The organism is Microbacterium sp. STF-2 (assembly GCF_034650155.1).
GTDB lineage: Bacteria > Actinomycetota > Actinomycetes > Actinomycetales > Microbacteriaceae > Microbacterium > Microbacterium maritypicum_A.
This window is the reverse complement of record NZ_JARKMW010000002.1, coordinates 94,286-110,187: the sequence shown is the minus strand read 5'-3', so window position 1 is coordinate 110,187 and position 15,902 is coordinate 94,286. Positions and strand designations below refer to the sequence as shown.

Sequence of the window (15,902 nt, the reverse complement as noted above, 5' to 3'; positions counted from 1 at the left end):
TCAGTTCTCCTCGTTCGCGTCGGCCGCTTCGACCGTGATCGGGTGGGGCTGGGTCAGCGTCTCGGGGATCACGACGATCGCCTCAGGACGCAGGGGCAGGAATACGCCCTTGGGGAGCTCGACGGTGATCTTCACCTCGACGGTCCCGGGCTTCGGCTTCTGGGCCTTGTTCTGCGTGGAGCCGATGACTTTCGCTCCCTCGATAGCGCTCGGTGAGTCGTACTCGTGGCGCTGCTTCGCGCGCCACGTGTACTCGGGCTGCACCTGCAAGTACACGGTGGCCCGGACTGTCTCGTTGCTCATGCTGCTTCCTTCCATTCGGCCGGACGTGCGTCCGGATCATCGATCTCTTCGTCATCCCAGGCGAGCGGCGGCGCCCACCCGGCTCGAGCTGCGTACCGCTTCGCCTTCGTCACCGCTGCCTTCTGGTCGCGGGTCTTTGTCTCCGGGAGCCGCATCGACAGCTCGTCGTACAGCTCGGCCACCTTCGCGGCCGTCGCGGGCTTCACGTGCTTCACGCGGAGCAGCATTCCCACCCACGACTCCGAGTAGCCGGCGTGCGCTGCGATGGCCGACATCGACCAGCCCAGGCACTGCAGCGCGCGGATGCGGCGCTGAGAGCCGACCGCGCTCGTACTCGCGCGCGAAACGTCGGCAGTCGTCGCACTTGCAGTGGTGCAGTGATCGACAGGTCGAGTTCGCGCCGTGGGTGTGCTCGGGAGGGCAGATCTCGCTCATGCCGCCACCTGCCCGCGGAGGAACGCAAGCAGCCTGTCGGTCTCATCATCGAAAGCCCGCTCTCTCAGCATCGCGGCCGTCGGGCGGCGCAGCTCTCGCGTGAGACGCGTCATCCGCCCGGCGTGGAGCGACAGCCCTTCGATGAAGAACGCGAACTGCTCATCCGCGACCATCCACCGGTCTTCACGATGATCGATTTCCCCGTTATCCACAGGCCGCGAGCGATCGAGAACAGATGGAATTTCCGCGGTGGTCTTGGTGGCTCTTTCGTTGCGTCCCGTACCGTCCCGTTCCGTAGCATCGGAATCGCAGTGGGTAGGCCAGATGGGGGACCCCATAGCCCCGGCCATGGGGTAGGCCATAGCGTCCGTCATGATTCCTCCTTGCCCCAGCGCTTCGCAGCGCCCTTCTTCCCGGCCTCCGACAGCGCCTCGCGCGTCGCCAGGGTCGGCTGGTGCTCGGCGTAGCGAGAGATCTGCCACCCCTTCTCGGCGACGTCCCACAGGCCCACCTCCACGAGGAGCCGGGCGTCCGCCGCCGTCCCATGGATGAACGGGAGGTTCGCCTTCTTGATCGAGCCGTCGGTGTTATGCGCAGCGGCGTAGCCGATCGAGCAGACGAACACGAACGCTGCCGCCTTCCCACGAGCGCCGTGCTCGGCGACAAGATCCGCCACCTTCGGGTTCTGTGCCAGGTCGGAGTCGATCCGCACCCATGGCAGTCCGGCCGCCATCACGGCCTCCCTTCGTTGATGTGTCGCCGCTCGGTGGCGGAGACGAGATAGAAGCGCTGTCCGTCGATCGCCTCGACAGGTGTCGCCTTCGCGCGCTCGAGCGTCATCGCGTTCGTCGCGGCCTTCTCGACGCGCAGACCGCGTCGGATGAGGTCGGCACGGACGATCGCGCCCGCATCTTCGGCGAGGCCGTTGCAGGGCACGCACACGGCGCAGAGGTTCGCGGGGTCGTCGAGGATGGTCGAGCCGCCGGATCCGCGGTTCGCGCGGTGGTGGGCTGTCTGTGCCTCGCCCAGGCACCCCGGGAGCATCATCAGGCAGAAGCCGCCGTCGCGTTCGATCACGGCCTTCTTCGTTGCCACGGTGACGGTCATCGCTTCTCCTCTCGGTGGCATCGGCATGTGCGGTTCTTCGCGCACATGTACGGGGTCTTGCAGCACGACGGCCGGCACGGATACCGGACCTCGTGAGGGAGCGTCGGCGGCGACGGCCGCGCGCTGTTGGCGCTCATCCCGCGACCGCCAGTAGGAACTCGGCAACTGCGTGTCCGAGATCGCGTGCTGCAGGCGGCGTGACCGCGTTCCCGGCCTGCTTGACCTTGTCCCGCTTCGACCCGAGGAGTAGGTAGTCACGGGCGAACCCCATGCCCGCCTGGATCTCGTGCGGTTCGAGCATCCGGAACCCGGCGTCATCGACGTCGAGGCTGAGTGGCTCGAACGGTTCGATCAGCGATTGATGTCCCGCCGTCGTGAGCGCGCGCAGCGGCTCGTGCACGGGCGTCGACATCTCGGCTCCCGAACCGCGGCCGTTATTGTTCCGCATGACGAGCGCGTGGTGGTTGCCCTCGGCGCTCACCGTGTCGATCGGGTGCGTGCTCGGCTTCGCGACGCCGTGGTTTCGGAGCGGCACGAGCAGCCCGGTCTCGTTGCGCGTCGACTGCGTGCGCAGAGGGTCGGCGGTGGACGCCGGGTTCTTGCCCTCCCGCCCCTCGACCGGGATCAGCAGCGAGGCGTGCAGGCCGCCGGCGACGATCGACGGCAACGCATCCGACACCGGCCGAGACCGAGACTCGTCTGCGCCGCTCAGGTTGTTCACGATCAGCGCGTGGTTCGCGCCGTCTGCGACGACCGTCGGCAGCGCCTCGTCGAGTTTCTGCGTGCGCTCGCGCTGGCGGAACTGCGCGAGGAACGCCGGCGGCACTGCGAGGCCGTGCTCGGCAGTCCCCATCTGTGCGGGGATCGGCACATCGAGTTCGCTCACGCGCAGGTAGTTCCCGGGCTTGCCCGACACGGAGTCGTACGTGTTCCCGGCGGCCTTCGCGATCACCGGCGCCCAGTAGCGTTCGATGCCGCGGCGGATCCGCTCGCGCGTCTTCTCGGCGAGCGGCTTCGCCCGGTCGCCGATGCGCGGGGCGGGCAGCGACCAGTCGATGATCGACTCAGCCGCGAGCCAGCCCGGTTCGATGACCTGGAAGCACTTGGGGCAGCGGTAGAGGTACTGCGCGCGGTATCGGCCCCACTGCTCGGCCTTCTTGAACGCCTGGACGGCCTGCACCTCGCCGTGCTCGGGGCACACAGCCATGGGTCGGGTCCACTTGCCGACGTTCGGGCCCGGACGGTCCTTCGTCGCGAGATCCTCGCGCCACATCACGATGTACATGCGGTCGCGGGACTGCGGGGCCGGGAGGCCGCCAATCTGCGCGTGCATGCTGTTCAGCCAGACGAACTGCATCCGGTAGCCGAGCGAGCGCATCGCCATCTGCCACGCCTCGAACTGATCCCAGCGATACGCGTCGACGACGTTCTCCAGGATGATCGCCATGTACCGGTGGTGCTCGGCGAAGCGCGGGATGTCCCACATCGTCGCGCGGGACCGGTTCGCTGCCTCATCGGGCAGCGGGCGGGTGCCGTCGAGCTCGAACAGCGCCTGATCCTGCTGGCGCTGCCGCTTCACGCCTTTCGCGATGGAGTGGTTCGTGCACTCCGGCGATCCCCAGAGCACGTGCGTGCGCGGGAAGTAGGCCGGGTTGACCTGCGAGATGTCGGCCTGTGAGTGGTCGGTCTCGGGGTGGTTGACCTGGTGGGAGTCGATGGCGAGCTTCCAGTGGTTCGCCGCGATGACGACGCGGTATCCGGCCTCGACGAGTCCGCTGCTGGATCCGCCAGCACCGCAGAACAGGTCGGTGACGGTGAGGCCGTTCCACGGCACGGCGGGGTGCTGGTATCCGATCGGCTGCTCTTCGACTGCCGTCGCGGTGACGACGGTGCGGGTGCGGGCGGTCATGCTGCTGTTCCTGTCTCGATGGATCCGAGGCGCACGCGCAGGCGCTCCAGCCCGCGCAGCGTGACGCGGACCTGGGGAGCGTCCAGCACGAGCTCGCCGGTGCCGGGGTGGTGATGTGATTGCGGCTTCTCCGCGAGGTATCCGGCGTCGACGGCGGACGCGTAGGCCCGCCATTTGCCGTCGTGGCCGCGGTGAGTCCACCGCATGCCGCCGAGCTGCTGGAAGAGCCGCTGCGGGCCGGTCTGTACTCCGGCGCGGGCGAGGATCTTCGCGGCATCCGCCACGGAGTAGTCGCCGTCGGCGGATGCCAGCTCGTCCCACGCCTCAGCGCGCGGGGTCAGCTCCGCGTTCGCTGCCGCCAGCGCTTCGGAGCGCTCGACGGTGGCCGCCAGCTCCCGGAGTGCCTCCGCATACGACTGCGGCAGAGCCGGGGCCGCCGAGTACGACCCCGTGCGACGGATCGCGGGAAGTACTTCATGGGTGACCCAGCGTTTGAAAGCCCGAGCTTCGGGCTTGCGGCTGCCGAGGATCAGGGAGAACAGTCCAGCCTCGTTGACAGCGTTGAGCGACCTGCCCTCGATTGAAACGAGGGTGACCTCGTCGTCGTCGAGGCGGCGGATCGCGTCGGTCGTGTTGCCGATGCCGAGTACTGCGCAGACGTCGACCGCGGAGAACCACGGCTCTCCGTCGATCAGGACCGTGCGCACATCCGCGCCGTCGTAGCGGAAGACCTCCAGGGCGTTCACGCCGCGCTCCCTTCTTCGAGGTCGAGCAGGTCGAAGAGAGACGGCGTCGCCTGCGCGGTGTCCAGCTCCTGCTGATACATGACGGCATCGCGGAACGACGTCGGGTTCAGCTCGGAGGCGCGACCCTCACGGCCGAGCTTCCGCGCGCGCAGCGGCACGGTGCCGAGTCCCCCGAACGGGTCGTACACGAGCTCGCCGCGCTTCGAGTAACGCTCGATCAGCCGATCGACGATGTCGAACTGCAGCGGGCAGATGTGGAACTCGAGCGCCCGACGAGACTGCTCGCCGTTCAGGGTGAGCATCCGGTTCACGTCGTCCCAGACGTCCGGCCGCCAGGATCCGGGGTCGAGGCTCTTGAATGTCGACGGTAGCGCGTTGCGCGCGGCGAGAGCCTCGCCCGTCGCCACGTGCGCGGCGAAGTCGTAGACGTTCGCTCGGGTCTGGCTCTTGAACAGGCGGGAGCGGTGCTTCGGCTCGATCCCGGCGAGTTCCTCCGGGGTCAGCAGCCGGTTTCCCGACGAGCGCCAGTCGGCCGCTGCGTCGATCTGCCAGCGGGCGAGGGAGTAGTCCTCGACCTCCTTCGACACGCGGTCGTCGGCGTAGCCCTTCGCGCGGTCGCTCTGCGGCTTGTGGAACAGCAGGATGTACTCCGGTGACCCGACGCCCATCTTCGTGCCGTCCTTGCGCATCTCGGTGTAGCCGAGGCGATAGGTCTGGTTGTTCTCGCGCACGACGTCGGTCGTGACGGTGATCATCCCCATGTAGTCGAAGCCGTGCTTCAAGCCGTGGGCGAGGGCCTCAGCGTGGAACGGGGAGACGGTCGGGATGCCGGCGCCGGTGACGGCTCCGAACTGGATGCGGTCCTTCACGTGGCAGGCGTAGATCCGGCCGGGGCGAAGTACTCGAAGCAGCTCGGGGGTGAGGTAGTCCATCTGCTGCCAGAAGTGCAGGTTGTCGTCGGTGTGCCCGAAGTCGTTGTAGCTCGGGGTGTACTCGTAGTGGTTTGAGAACGGGATCGACGTCACGATGAGATCGACGGAATTGTCCACCATGTGATCGCGCGTCTCGATCACGCAGTCGTTGAGGGCGAGAGTCCAGCCGGGGCCGGACTTCTCGACCCGCTCGACGCCCATCGCGCGGGTGAGCGCGGCGGAGATCTCAGACGGGTTCAGACCGAACTCGCGGATCACGTCGGACATCGTCTCGGTGAGGCGGTCGTGCTCTTCCCACTTCTCGAGGAGGCTGTCGCGGATCTCGGACTCGGTCTCGGCGTAGACGAAGTGCGCGGTACACGGTCGGGTCTGCCCGAATCGCTGGATGCGGTGCACGGCCTGGATGGTGTCGTTGAACTTGTAGGTGACGCCGACGAAGATCGCAGTGTTCGAGCGCTGCAGGTTCATGCCCTGTCCGAGCTGGACGGGCTTGCCGACGAGCTCGGCGACGTGTCCGTCGCGCCACGCGTCCAGACGGGCTTCCGCCTCGTCGTCGCTCAGGGAGCCGTGGACGCTGGAGAACGGGAGGCCCTCGGCGCGCAGTGCTTTCTCGATCGCGTCCTGCTCGTCGTTCAGGTCGCACCAGAGGATGATCGGATCCTCTGCCCCGTGCTCGGCGACGTGGGCGCGTACGAGCTCCACCGTCTTGGCGATGCGCTCGGGGAGCGTCTCGCGCTTCTCCTTCGCGGCGGCCTGCAACGACTTCGCGCCACCACGGACGAGCACGCCCTGGCCATCGCGGTCGATCTCATCGGAGAGGACGCCGACCTCGACCTGGTGCCACTCGATCGCGAGCGGAGGAAGGTCGTAGCCCTCGTCGGAATGTCCGAGGTCGGACGGGCGCTGCACGAAGCACGCCCAGGTGTTCAGCCACAGCCAGAACTCGCGCTCCTTGTGCGGGTAGAGGCGCAGGTTCCCGGCCTTCGAGCTGTCGCGCTGAAAGAACCGGGTGAGGGACTGCCCGGTGTCCATGATTCCGAGGAATCCGGCGTAGTGGATCAGCTCCTTGTGTCGGTTCGGCGACGGCGTCGCGGTGGCGACGAAGCGGTAGGGAATCGAGTCGAACAGTCCCAGGAACTCCTGGTAGGTCTTAGATCCGAACGAGCGCAGGACGGATGCCTCGTCGAGGCTGACGGCGTCGAAGCCGTCGACAGACAGGCGGCCGTCGCGCACGCTCTCGTAGTTCGTGACGTACACACCGGACCATGCCGGGTCGATCTCTTCGGTCCGGCGGATGAAGCGCACCTCGATGTTGAGAAGCTCGCGGCCGTCGCGGATGAACTCGCCGCGCACACCGAGCGGTGCGATGATCAGGGCCCGGCCGCCGACGACAGGCGAGGCGGGGTGGGTGAGGATCTGGCGCAGCGTTTCGAGCTGCATGATGCTCTTGCCGAGACCGAACTTCGCGAAGATCGCGCGGCGCCCGCCGGCGACGGCCCAGCGGACGATGTCGCGCTGGTGGGGAAGCAGGATCGGGGCGAGGTCGTCCTCGTGCACGGGGAACCCGAAGCTCTTGTCGAAGGCGACCTTCTCGCGCAGGAACTCGTCGTGGGTGATCGTCGGCATCGCGAGGAACGCCGGGTTCGTGAGGGTGCTCACAGGGCAACCCCGCCTTCGAGGAGGATCGCGAACGTCTCGGCCGTCATGGTCACGTACTGCTCGGCGGGATCCGTCGTGCCGCGCTTCTTGTGCATGACGACGCCGATCAGCGCGTCGTCATTGGCGCGTTCGATCTCCGCTTCGCGGAGCCACCCGGGAAGGGCAAGAGCGGCGGTGTTCTTGCATTCGATGACGACACGGCCGCCCCGGATGGTGCGGACGCCGCCGATGTCGCCGACGTCCTTCGCGCCGTGCTTCACGCGCCGGTCGATGCGGTCGTCACCGAGTCGCTGGGCGAGCCAGTCGGCCTGTGCCCGCTCGAACGATGAGCCTGCCTTCTTCGCCGACTGCCGGTTTCGTCGCGGCTTCGTGATCGTAGGGGTGCTGTCGGTCTGCACCTGTTCCGGCATCATGGGAATGCTCAAGGTTCTTCTCCCTGCAAGGTGAATGTCTTTGGGTTGAGGGGCCGAGCTGCTGGAATCAGCTCGGCCCCCGTTGCACCCGGGTCGACGCCGGGGGGGGAGGCGTCGTGGGAATCCCGGACGGGTCTACGCGGCCGGTCGGCCGTAGAAGATCGGCACGTCCCCGATGCCGTCGTGCACGCGCGTCTCGACGAGCTCCGAGGAGTCAGCGTTCGGGCGCTTGTCGGTCTTGCCGTCGCGGATCTCACTGACGATGTCCGCGAACGCCGCCTCGAGGATCAGCTCGGGGCGTTCGAGCTTGAAGCCGAGCACCACCGAGCCGCCGCGGAGGCGGTATCGGAAGCTTGCCCAGATGGAGTAGATCGGCCCGCCGACGTACGGGCGCAGTGCGAGCTGAATCCGAGACGGGATCTCGATGTCGCCCTTCTGGCCAGCCTTCGCGGTCGTCTCCTCCTGGTACGTGAGCTTCACCTCGCCGCTGGTCTCGCGGACCCCGGACTCGAAGTTGACCTTCGTCTTCGCCTGGAACGTGCGGGCGATGTCGATCATCTGCGCGGGCGTCGGCTCGATCACGTCGAGGTAGCGGTCATCGAGGAAGTCCGCGAACTCCTCCTGGGTGGCGAGCTTCCCGTCCGCCGCGGCCCATGCGAGCCACGCCTTCGAGTGCTCAAGGTCGAGGCTGACGCGGTGCTTCTGCCAGCCCGGCTCGCCGCCGGTCGACTCGTGGGAGTCGATGACCGCGATCACCTTCGACGAGTTGATGTGCGCGTATACCTCGGTGCCGTCGAGGGCGTGGCGGTTCACGTACTTCACGAACGACTCGGCATCCGTGACGCTGCGCGCCGCCGCCTCATGGCGGGGGTGCTCGGCGTAGGAGTCCGTGTCAATGAGGCGCAGCTCGCCCTCGTCGCCGCGGACGAGGTAGACCTCGCCGGTGGCGATCGCGACGCGCTGGTTCTCGGCTGCCTGGTCGGCGAGCTCGGCGACAACAGCCGCGTCGGTCTTGGTGTCCTCGATGGTGGTCATGCCCCGGGGGCCTCCTTGATCTCGCCGGTGTTGAGATCGACATGCACGCCGGCGTCGCGAATGTCCTCGTCCTGGAACAGGGGTGCTGTCGTCGGGTCGTTGCGGTGGAGGGTGTTCCCCTCGCCGACGAACGCGATCGACGTGGCCCGGGACTTCTCCGGGCGCTTCGCGGTGATCTTGTCCGCGATCTCGACGGTGTGACCCGACGATCCGGCGGGCTTCACCGAGAGCGTGTAAGTGAGCGTCCCGGCCTTGCCGGTCGTGTTCACCGCCTCGACGAGCGCGGACAGTTCCTGCCCGAGCTCTGCGTCCGCGTTCGGGCGAACGGTGGCGAGGATCTCGGACAGACCCTGCGGTCGTCCGTCCTCTTTCTTGGCGTCCATGTGGACTCCTCCCTTGTTGGTGGTCGTGGTGATCATCGAGTTGCCCCGAACGCCTGGTTCAGGGACTTCGAGATCGTCTGGTAGCCGGAGAGCTTCGCCTTGAGCGCGTCCTGCAGCCGCTCGGCGTGGTGCAGCTTCGCCTTCGCCTCGTTCAGTTCGCGCTCGAGCGGGAGGCAGGCGAGCTTCGCCTCCGAGCGACGATCGGAGTACATCTCCGCCTTTGACGTGAGCTTCGCCGTCTCGAACGCAGACGAGTAGGCGGACTCGGCGTCATACCGCGCGCGCTGCAGCTCATCCAGGACGGGCACAGCACGCTCCAGGCGCTCGCCGAGCTCGCGGATGATGTACTCCACCTCGACCGGGTTCGCGGGCGTGTAATCGAGCACCTCGCCGGTCACGGAGTGGATCAGCTCAGTCACGGTCCACCACCTCGGCGTGCTCAGCGTCGAAGCGCGCAGCCTCCGCGGCCTCGAACTCCTCAGGGGTCATCTCAGGACCGGGGGCGACTGTGGCCGGCACTCCTGTTGCTTCGGGGTGGTCCCCGTCAACGGCCTCACCGCCCCCGGTGGTCTCGTCGGCGACGATCTCTGCATCGACCGTCTGCTCCTCCCGCGCGATGACGCCCGCGCGGGCCATGAACGCGGCGCGCAGCTTGTCGGTGCCCTCGCCCTTCTCCGCGAGGCGTGCTGCCACAGCGTCGAGGTCCGCGCGCGTCTTCGCTGAGGCGAAGAGCGCCAGCCAGTCCTCCGAGGGCTCAGGGTCCGGCTCGGCCATGGGGATGCCGCCGTCGGTCATCTCCTCGTAGGAGCGCATGCCGAGGGTGACGTCAGAGAATCCTTCGAGGGCCACCTCGCTGATCGCGCGCCACTTCGGCATGCTCTCGGCGTACGCCTCCCACGGCAGCAACTTCCCCTTCTCCGAGCGGGCGCGGACGACGAACACGCCCTGCGGGTTCTGCTCGTAGGAGTCGACGAGCTGCGCGCGAATCGCGCGGTGCATGTCCCAGGTGGACGTGAAGACGTCGCCGGTGTCGGCCCGCGTGCCGGTGACTGTCACGGCGTAGTCGCCTCCCGGGATGGTGCCGGACTTGACGATTTCGAGACGGTGGCCCGCCTGGCGGATCAGGCCAGCCATGAGCTGCGCCGCGAGGGTGGCTCGCCCCTCGACGACGTTGATGGACTGCAGAGCCGCCATCGGGTGCAGGCCGAGCATGGAGCCGGTCTCCATGACGAGCAGTACCTTCGCGGGGGAAGGCTTGCCGGTGGCAGGGTCGAACAGCCCGCGGGGGATCATCTGGCCGGCGGCGGCGATGGTGTTCGCGTACTTCATGCGGGCGTCGAGCGACGCTGATTCGTAGGCGACGACAGAGGTGGACATCAGAACGGTGCTCCTTCGAGGACGGGGGCCGCGTCGAGCGCGGCGAGGACTTGCTCAGCGATCGGGACGATCAGGTGTGTGGCGGCGACGATCTGTGGGTGGTCGCGGTCGAAGACGAGGGTCTGAGGGTCGCGGCGCATCACCCACTCGCCGGTGTTGCGGTCGCGGACGAGTTCGACCCACACCCAGTCGGCGCCGTCGAACTCGGGCAGGACGAACAGCTGCCACGCGAGCTGACGGATCTCGTACGGGGTCGGCGCGGTGATGACCTTGTTGTGCTTCGCCTTCGTCTCGACGATGCGAGTGCGCTTCGTGCCGTCGACCGTCGCTGCGAAGCGCTGGTTCTCCGGGTGGTGCACGAACAGGCTGTTCGACTCGGCGCCGGCGTAGGCGAGCATCAGCGGCTCCCACCGGTGACCGGATGCCGTGGTCTCGTTCCCGGAGAAGGTGCGCGGCTCCAGGATCTGCCGTACGTACGTCTCGACCGAGGAGGCCTTGGCGAACTTCCCGGCCGTCGAAGATCCGATGACCTTTCCCGCGCCGTGCAGGGCGAGCCACGATTCCCGGTCGTTCGAGTCCGCGAGAGTCCGGTCGAGCACCGCGAGCGCGCTCATCGGTCCAGCCCCAGCAAGGCCTTGAGTGCCTGCATCTGCGCGGCCTGTTCGAGCAGCGCCTGCCATGCGTCCACGGTGTACGAGAGCCAGATCAGCGACACGCGACCCTCCGCATCCACTCCGACGTTCCAGAGCACCTTGTTGTGGGCCACGGCGGCCTCGATGAGCAGGTCGACGTGCGTCCGAATGTGCTGGACTCGCTCCGTCCCGCACGGGCAGGCGTCGGCGTGCTTCGCCGCGAACTCGACGACGGTCAGCTCTGTCGTTTCCATCAGGCGGCCGCCTCGGGTGCGAGGGAGCCGTCGCGGACGGTGAACCCGATCTGGCGGGACTCGTCGCGGTCGCGCTCGACGAGGACCGTGTAACCGCGCTCGTCGGCGACCTCACGGATCGCGTCGAGCGAGTCCGCGTCGAGCAGGTCGCCGTCCTTGACGATGACGAGCTTGAGCTTCGGATCCCCGGCGGTGGCGATAGCGAACGCGACCCGGCGGCGCATGGCGCTGTTCACCTGACCGAACGGAACGCCGTCGAACGTGACGCCGTCTTCGTCGACCGAGAGGCCGTCGACCGGGAAGGCAGCAGCCGCGAGTCCCTCGCGCTTCGTCTGCTCGATTACGTCGAGTGCCGCCTGCGCGCCGTCGTGAAGCTGCTGCGCGGCTGCGAGGTCCGCAGCAGTCCGCTCGTAGGCCTTCCGGTCGCGCACGGCCTGGTTGATCGAGTCGAGGTTCCTCAGCCGCTCCTGCAGCGGCTCGATGTCCACGGCATCCGGGAGAGCGAGGATCTGGTTCCGTGCGGCTTCCTGCTCATCGCCGATTCGCTCGCGCTGGAGGATCAGCTCTTCGATCTGCCGCGTCAGCTCGTCGTACCGGGTGGCGAGGCTGTCGTACCGCGCATGCGCCTCTTCGCTCTGCCGCTGGGCCAGCCGGGCGGCATCGAGTTCCGCGAGGATATCCGTCGACGACACCTCCTCCGCGGGAGCGTCGGCGGAGGGCTTCGGGAGAGAGGCGAGCGCGCCCTGCAGCCGCTTCACCTCGCGGCCCGCCTCGAGTCGGCGCTGTTCCACACCGGCCTTCTCGCGGCTGAGCGTGTCGAGGTCGAACGGCAGCTCGACCTTCGCGAGGAGCGCATCGCGCTGCTTCTTCTCGTCGAGGTTGAGGAACGCGACCGGGTCGAAGATCGCGCCACCGAGAAGGGAAGCGACGACGTCGGACGGCCGCGAGTACTTCGCCCCATCCAGCGCCTCGACGCTCAGGGTGCCGGCCGTGCCGTTCTGCTTCCACACGCGCCGGATCCGCAGCTGGAGATCCTCGTCGACGTACTCGGCGCGCGCCTCCTCGGCACCCTCCCGGATCGGCTTCGGGGTGAGCTTCGAGCCCTTTGGGTCGAACAGCTCGGTGATGGCGTCGATGAACGAGGACTTGCCCGCGCCGTTCGCGCCAGCGATGACGACGAGTCGACCGGTGGGGGACAGGTCGATCTGGCGGACGCCCTTGTAGTCGGTGACGGTGAACCGCTTGGTCATGATGATGCCTTTCGAGTGGTGGTGCTGCGGGAGCGGAGCGTCCAGCAGAAGAGCAGGAAGAGGAGGAAGAACAGGGCGGCGAGGATCGCGGATCCGGCGCCACGCTCAGCGATGAACAGGCAGACGAGGCACTCGGCGGCCAGTAGAAACGACGCCCAGCGCAGCGCGACCATCAGAAGCACGCCGAACAGGTGCAGTGGTGGACGATGCGTGGCCGGTAATGGCATCGAGGCATCGGATCGTGCGACGGCGCTCCGGGGATCTTGCACGTCTCGCACGGCTCCGCCTGCGCGCCGACGTACACCTCGGGGTACACGCCGCGCTCGAACGCCGGGTAGGCGTGCTCGTCGCCATCGAGAGAGTGCCCCGCGAGTTCCTCCGCGAGGGCGAGCCAACGTCCCCAGGCGGTGAGGTCGAGGCCCGCTGCATCAGCCGTCTGTTGGAGGTTCACGCTGCATCACCCCCAGGCATGGACACCGAGCGTCGCCACGTGAGCTTGATGACTTCGCCGGTGCGCTCAGCCTCGACGACGCGGTCGCGCATCCACGCCTCGCGTCCCGACTCGACCGGGGCAGCGGTGCCCGCCGTGCCCCGGTCGGTCGTGCCCGAATCCCCAGCGGGCGAGCCGGCCCCCATGCGCGGCTGGTTCAGGATGTGACTCGTCGCCGGACGCGGCGGCGGCACAGAAGATAGGATCTGAGTGAGCATCTTGACTGCTCCTTTCGATTCGTGATTCGCCCCCGTTGCCGCGGGGGCGTTTCCGTTTGGTTCAGGCCGCGGCAGATGCGGCTTCGTCGGCTGTTGCGACCTCGGCGAGGTAGTCCGCCAGCTCGGCCAGGCACTCGTCCCGAGTCATGCCGCCACCAGAGCCGGAAGCTCGGCGCCAAGCGCGGCGGCGGCAGCCAGAGCCGTGTCGAGCTTCATCGGCGTGGTCTGGTTCTTGACCTCGGCGAGGAGCCTCTTGTACGGAATCCCGGTGGTCCGCGACAGCCAGGCAAAGGACCGTTCCTGCTGTTCCATGAGGCGGGTGATGTTGCTCACCGCCAGTTCGCTGTTTCCCATAACCAGAACGTTAGTTCCCACTTTTGGGAAACGGAAGTTAAGAACAGATGTTCTAGGTTTCCCACAAGTGGGAAGTAGGTTTCCTACATGTTTACCTAGTTTGTGAAGACCATTCCCAGAAATGGGTACTAGTCTTTCCGTTATGGGAAACGAACTTGCTGACGCCATCCGCACGCAGCTGCGCCTCGCGCTTTTGGGCCACTACGGCACGCTGGAGATCGCGGCGGAGGCTCTCGGCATGCCCTACAAGACGCTCTACCGTCACCTCACGACCACGGGGAAGGACCGCACCGCCCGCGTCTCGCTCGACTTCGTGCTCGACGTGGCCAACCACCTCCAGGCGGTCGCCGGCATCGACTTCGCCGAGATCCACCGCCGTGCGCAGATCCGCGCCGATGTCCCAGCCCTCGACGATGATCAGGAGAACTATGACCTGGCCGCGCGTCCGCGGGCCACTGACCGGGGGGAGGACATGGAGTGACGTCCACGCTGTACCAGATCGCGGCCATGCTGGGGGTGGCCGTCGTCTTCGCCGACCTCACCCGTCTCGGCCGAGACGGCGACTACAACGCGAAGACCAACACGATCCGGCTGCAGGAGGGCATGTCGCACCGTCTGCTCCGCTCTGTATTCGCTCACGAGCTCTGCCACGCCGTCTTCGGTGACGTGCCGTCGAAGTTCGGGCCGGTGAACGCGAAGCAGGAGCGCCGCGCTGACGAATGGGCGGCGCTGCGCCTGATCGACCACGACGACTACCGCGAGGTTGAGCACCTCCGCGACGGAAACCTCAGTCTCATGGCCCAAGACCTCGAAGTCATCGACGACATCGTGCGCGCCTACCAGCGCGTGCTGCAACGGATCGGTGATACCACCTACGTTGCTCCACGCATGGGCGCGGGGCAGTACCACCACCGGGTCGAGGTGCAGTGATGAGAGCACTCCGAGGGACGTCCTCGCCGATGCCGCGGCGACGGGGCATCGGCATGATCCGCGTCTCGAAAGAGCGCGAGGGCATGACGTCGCCGGAGATGCAGCGCACCGCCATCCAGCAGTGCGCGGACCAGAACGGCGTCGAGATCGTCGACTGGGTCGAGGGGATCGACGAGTCCGGATCTGACCGGAAGTCCGCGTGGTGGCCACGTCTCGACGAGTCGATCGCCCGCATGGAGGCGGGGGAGTATGAGGTCATCCTCGTGTGGCGCTTTTCCCGCGTCGGTCGTCAGCGCCTCCGCTGGGCCATTGCGCTCGACCGCGTCGACACTCTGGGCGGTGCGATCCTCTCAGCCACAGAACCAATCGAATCGGCGACCGCGTCAGGCCGGTTCGCACGCGGCATGCTTGGCGAGCTGAACGCCTACCAGTCAGAGCTGATCGGGGAGCAGTGGAAAGAGACACACGAGCGACGACGTCGAGCGGGTCTACCTCACGGTGGACATCACCGCTTCGGCTACCAGCTCGTCGACGGCCGCTTCGAGCCCGATCCCGTGACCGGCCCGATTCTCGCAGAGATCTACCGCCGCGCGATCCGCGGGGATGGATCCGGAAGGATCACCAGGTGGCTCAACGAGGAGGGCATCCGCACGACTCAGGGACTCCCGTGGTTGAACACGAACCTCTTTCAGATGCTCGACGGGGGATTCGGCGCCGGTCTCATAGTCCACCGGCCGGGGTGGAAGAACAAGCGCCTCCCGAAAGCACAGTGGACGTTCTACCCCGGCGCCCATGACGCCGTGATCGGAGCCGACGAATGGGCGGCGTACTGGGCGCGACGCCTCACCCTCTCCGAGCCGTCCCGCTCCATCGAAGCACGTCATCTACTGACCGGCCTCATCTACTGCTCCGACTGCGGCGGACGCATGCACTACTCGCACCACCGCTACGTGTGCTCCACAGCTGCCCGCTCTAAAGGACTCGGGCGCACGGTCGTCACCATCAGCTCCGAGATCGTCGAGCGCGCGGCCGGCGAATGGGTGATGACACTCGCCGCGGACACGGACGCGATGCTCGCGGCGCGCGTCGCCACGACGAAGCGTCGCGTGCGCTCGGTGAACGACGCCGAAGCGATCGACCGTCGAGTGGCACGCATCGACGAGCGCATGGCGACGCTGACAATCCAGGCGATCGACGGGACCATCCCTGACGCGGCCTACCAGGCAACGATCCGCAAGCTCGATGCGGAGCGAGAGAGCCTCACCTCTCGGCAGAAGTCGCTGGAGCTCGTGAACGCTCAGCGCGAGGCTGACGTGCGCGAGGTTGCCGTCACGTTGGCCGGCGCATGGCGGTCTCTCGAGACGTTCGAACGCCGTCAAGCGCTGCTGAAGGTGGCAGCTGCTGTCATCATCCGCCCCGGCAGGGGAGCCGAGCGGGTCGTCGTCGTCCCTCGGTGGGAACTGCGTAGTTAGTTA

General features: G+C 67.3%; 22 protein-coding genes. 3 read left to right on the top strand and 19 right to left on the bottom strand.

The genetic code is table 11. The features are described 5' to 3' along the window. The 19 genes from MicroSTF_RS14380 to MicroSTF_RS14290 form a co-directional block, all read right to left on the bottom strand. The gene (locus MicroSTF_RS14380; protein ID WP_322956629.1) at window positions 1-303 is read right to left on the bottom strand and encodes a hypothetical protein; all 303 of its coding nucleotides are present in this window, start codon (window positions 301-303) and stop codon (window positions 1-3) included. Continuing rightward, the gene (locus tag MicroSTF_RS14375; RefSeq protein ID WP_322956627.1) at window positions 300-578 is read right to left on the bottom strand and encodes a hypothetical protein; all 279 of its coding nucleotides are present in this window, start codon (window positions 576-578) and stop codon (window positions 300-302) included. Before MicroSTF_RS14375 ends, MicroSTF_RS14380 begins: the two co-directional genes overlap by 4 nt. A 156-nt stretch (window positions 579-734) precedes the next feature. Beyond that, a complete protein-coding gene (locus MicroSTF_RS14370; protein ID WP_322956625.1) occupies window positions 735-1,112 on the bottom strand; it encodes a hypothetical protein in 378 nt (125 codons plus the stop codon). After that, the gene (locus tag MicroSTF_RS14365) at window positions 1,109-1,471 is read right to left on the bottom strand and encodes a hypothetical protein (RefSeq protein ID WP_322956623.1); all 363 of its coding nucleotides are present in this window, start codon (window positions 1,469-1,471) and stop codon (window positions 1,109-1,111) included. Before MicroSTF_RS14365 ends, MicroSTF_RS14370 begins: the two co-directional genes overlap by 4 nt. Beyond that, window positions 1,471-1,845, bottom strand: a complete 375-nt coding sequence (locus MicroSTF_RS14360) for a hypothetical protein (RefSeq protein WP_322956622.1) — start codon at window positions 1,843-1,845, stop codon at window positions 1,471-1,473. Before MicroSTF_RS14360 ends, MicroSTF_RS14365 begins: the two co-directional genes overlap by 1 nt. Window positions 1,846-1,978: 133 nt before the next feature. After that, window positions 1,979-3,754, bottom strand: coding sequence for a DNA cytosine methyltransferase (locus tag MicroSTF_RS14355; RefSeq protein WP_322956620.1), 1,776 nt, complete (start codon window positions 3,752-3,754; stop codon window positions 1,979-1,981). Next, window positions 3,751-4,500 (bottom strand): BRO family protein, encoded by a 750-nt coding sequence (locus tag MicroSTF_RS14350; RefSeq protein WP_322956618.1) that lies wholly within the window; start codon window positions 4,498-4,500, stop codon window positions 3,751-3,753. The genes MicroSTF_RS14355 and MicroSTF_RS14350 overlap by 4 nt, the downstream gene beginning before the upstream one ends. Further along, the gene (locus MicroSTF_RS14345) at window positions 4,497-7,091 is read right to left on the bottom strand and encodes a DNA methyltransferase (RefSeq protein WP_322956617.1); all 2,595 of its coding nucleotides are present in this window, start codon (window positions 7,089-7,091) and stop codon (window positions 4,497-4,499) included. The genes MicroSTF_RS14350 and MicroSTF_RS14345 overlap by 4 nt, the downstream gene beginning before the upstream one ends. Beyond that, window positions 7,088-7,516, bottom strand: a complete 429-nt coding sequence (locus tag MicroSTF_RS14340; RefSeq protein WP_322956615.1) for a hypothetical protein — start codon at window positions 7,514-7,516, stop codon at window positions 7,088-7,090. The genes MicroSTF_RS14345 and MicroSTF_RS14340 overlap by 4 nt, the downstream gene beginning before the upstream one ends. A gap of 123 nt (window positions 7,517-7,639) precedes the next feature. Beyond that, the gene (locus tag MicroSTF_RS14335; protein WP_322956613.1) at window positions 7,640-8,539 is read right to left on the bottom strand and encodes a DUF2303 family protein; all 900 of its coding nucleotides are present in this window, start codon (window positions 8,537-8,539) and stop codon (window positions 7,640-7,642) included. Beyond that, a complete protein-coding gene (locus MicroSTF_RS14330) occupies window positions 8,536-8,922 on the bottom strand; it encodes a hypothetical protein (protein ID WP_322956612.1) in 387 nt (128 codons plus the stop codon). Before MicroSTF_RS14330 ends, MicroSTF_RS14335 begins: the two co-directional genes overlap by 4 nt. Window positions 8,923-8,954: 32 nt before the next feature. After that, a complete protein-coding gene (locus MicroSTF_RS14325; protein ID WP_322956610.1) occupies window positions 8,955-9,341 on the bottom strand; it encodes a hypothetical protein in 387 nt (128 codons plus the stop codon). Then, window positions 9,334-10,299: a hypothetical protein gene (locus MicroSTF_RS14320; protein WP_322956608.1), complete on the bottom strand. Its 966-nt coding sequence runs from the start codon at window positions 10,297-10,299 to the stop codon at window positions 9,334-9,336. Before MicroSTF_RS14320 ends, MicroSTF_RS14325 begins: the two co-directional genes overlap by 8 nt. Next, window positions 10,299-10,913, bottom strand: a complete 615-nt coding sequence (locus MicroSTF_RS14315) for a hypothetical protein (RefSeq protein WP_322956606.1) — start codon at window positions 10,911-10,913, stop codon at window positions 10,299-10,301. Before MicroSTF_RS14315 ends, MicroSTF_RS14320 begins: the two co-directional genes overlap by 1 nt. Next, window positions 10,910-11,185, bottom strand: a complete 276-nt coding sequence (locus MicroSTF_RS14310; RefSeq protein ID WP_322956605.1) for a hypothetical protein — start codon at window positions 11,183-11,185, stop codon at window positions 10,910-10,912. Before MicroSTF_RS14310 ends, MicroSTF_RS14315 begins: the two co-directional genes overlap by 4 nt. Further along, window positions 11,185-12,435 carry an ATP-binding cassette domain-containing protein gene (locus tag MicroSTF_RS14305; RefSeq protein ID WP_322956603.1) on the bottom strand — a complete coding sequence of 417 codons (1,251 nt, stop codon included), beginning with the start codon at window positions 12,433-12,435 and terminating at the stop codon, window positions 11,185-11,187. Before MicroSTF_RS14305 ends, MicroSTF_RS14310 begins: the two co-directional genes overlap by 1 nt. Continuing rightward, window positions 12,432-12,662, bottom strand: a complete 231-nt coding sequence (locus MicroSTF_RS14300) for a hypothetical protein (protein ID WP_322956601.1) — start codon at window positions 12,660-12,662, stop codon at window positions 12,432-12,434. The genes MicroSTF_RS14305 and MicroSTF_RS14300 overlap by 4 nt, the downstream gene beginning before the upstream one ends. Window positions 12,663-12,882: 220 nt before the next feature. After that, window positions 12,883-13,143 carry a hypothetical protein gene (locus tag MicroSTF_RS14295; RefSeq protein WP_322956599.1) on the bottom strand — a complete coding sequence of 87 codons (261 nt, stop codon included), beginning with the start codon at window positions 13,141-13,143 and terminating at the stop codon, window positions 12,883-12,885. A 144-nt stretch (window positions 13,144-13,287) separates the two neighbouring features. Then, window positions 13,288-13,497 (bottom strand): hypothetical protein, encoded by a 210-nt coding sequence (locus MicroSTF_RS14290; protein ID WP_322956598.1) that lies wholly within the window; start codon window positions 13,495-13,497, stop codon window positions 13,288-13,290. 142 nt (window positions 13,498-13,639) lie between these two features. Here MicroSTF_RS14290 and MicroSTF_RS14285 point away from each other — a divergent pair, with 142 nt between their 5' ends. The 3 genes from MicroSTF_RS14285 to MicroSTF_RS14275 are packed head-to-tail and all read left to right on the top strand — an operon-like array spanning window position 13,640 to window position 15,899. Beyond that, on the top strand, window positions 13,640-13,978 hold the full coding sequence (locus MicroSTF_RS14285) for a hypothetical protein (protein ID WP_322956597.1): 339 nt from the start codon (window positions 13,640-13,642) through the stop codon (window positions 13,976-13,978). Beyond that, window positions 13,975-14,427, top strand: coding sequence for an ImmA/IrrE family metallo-endopeptidase (locus tag MicroSTF_RS14280; protein WP_322956595.1), 453 nt, complete (start codon window positions 13,975-13,977; stop codon window positions 14,425-14,427). The genes MicroSTF_RS14285 and MicroSTF_RS14280 overlap by 4 nt, the downstream gene beginning before the upstream one ends. After that, window positions 14,427-15,899 (top strand): recombinase family protein, encoded by a 1,473-nt coding sequence (locus tag MicroSTF_RS14275; protein WP_322956593.1) that lies wholly within the window; start codon window positions 14,427-14,429, stop codon window positions 15,897-15,899. The genes MicroSTF_RS14280 and MicroSTF_RS14275 overlap by 1 nt, the downstream gene beginning before the upstream one ends. Window positions 15,900-15,902 lie beyond the last annotated feature (3 nt).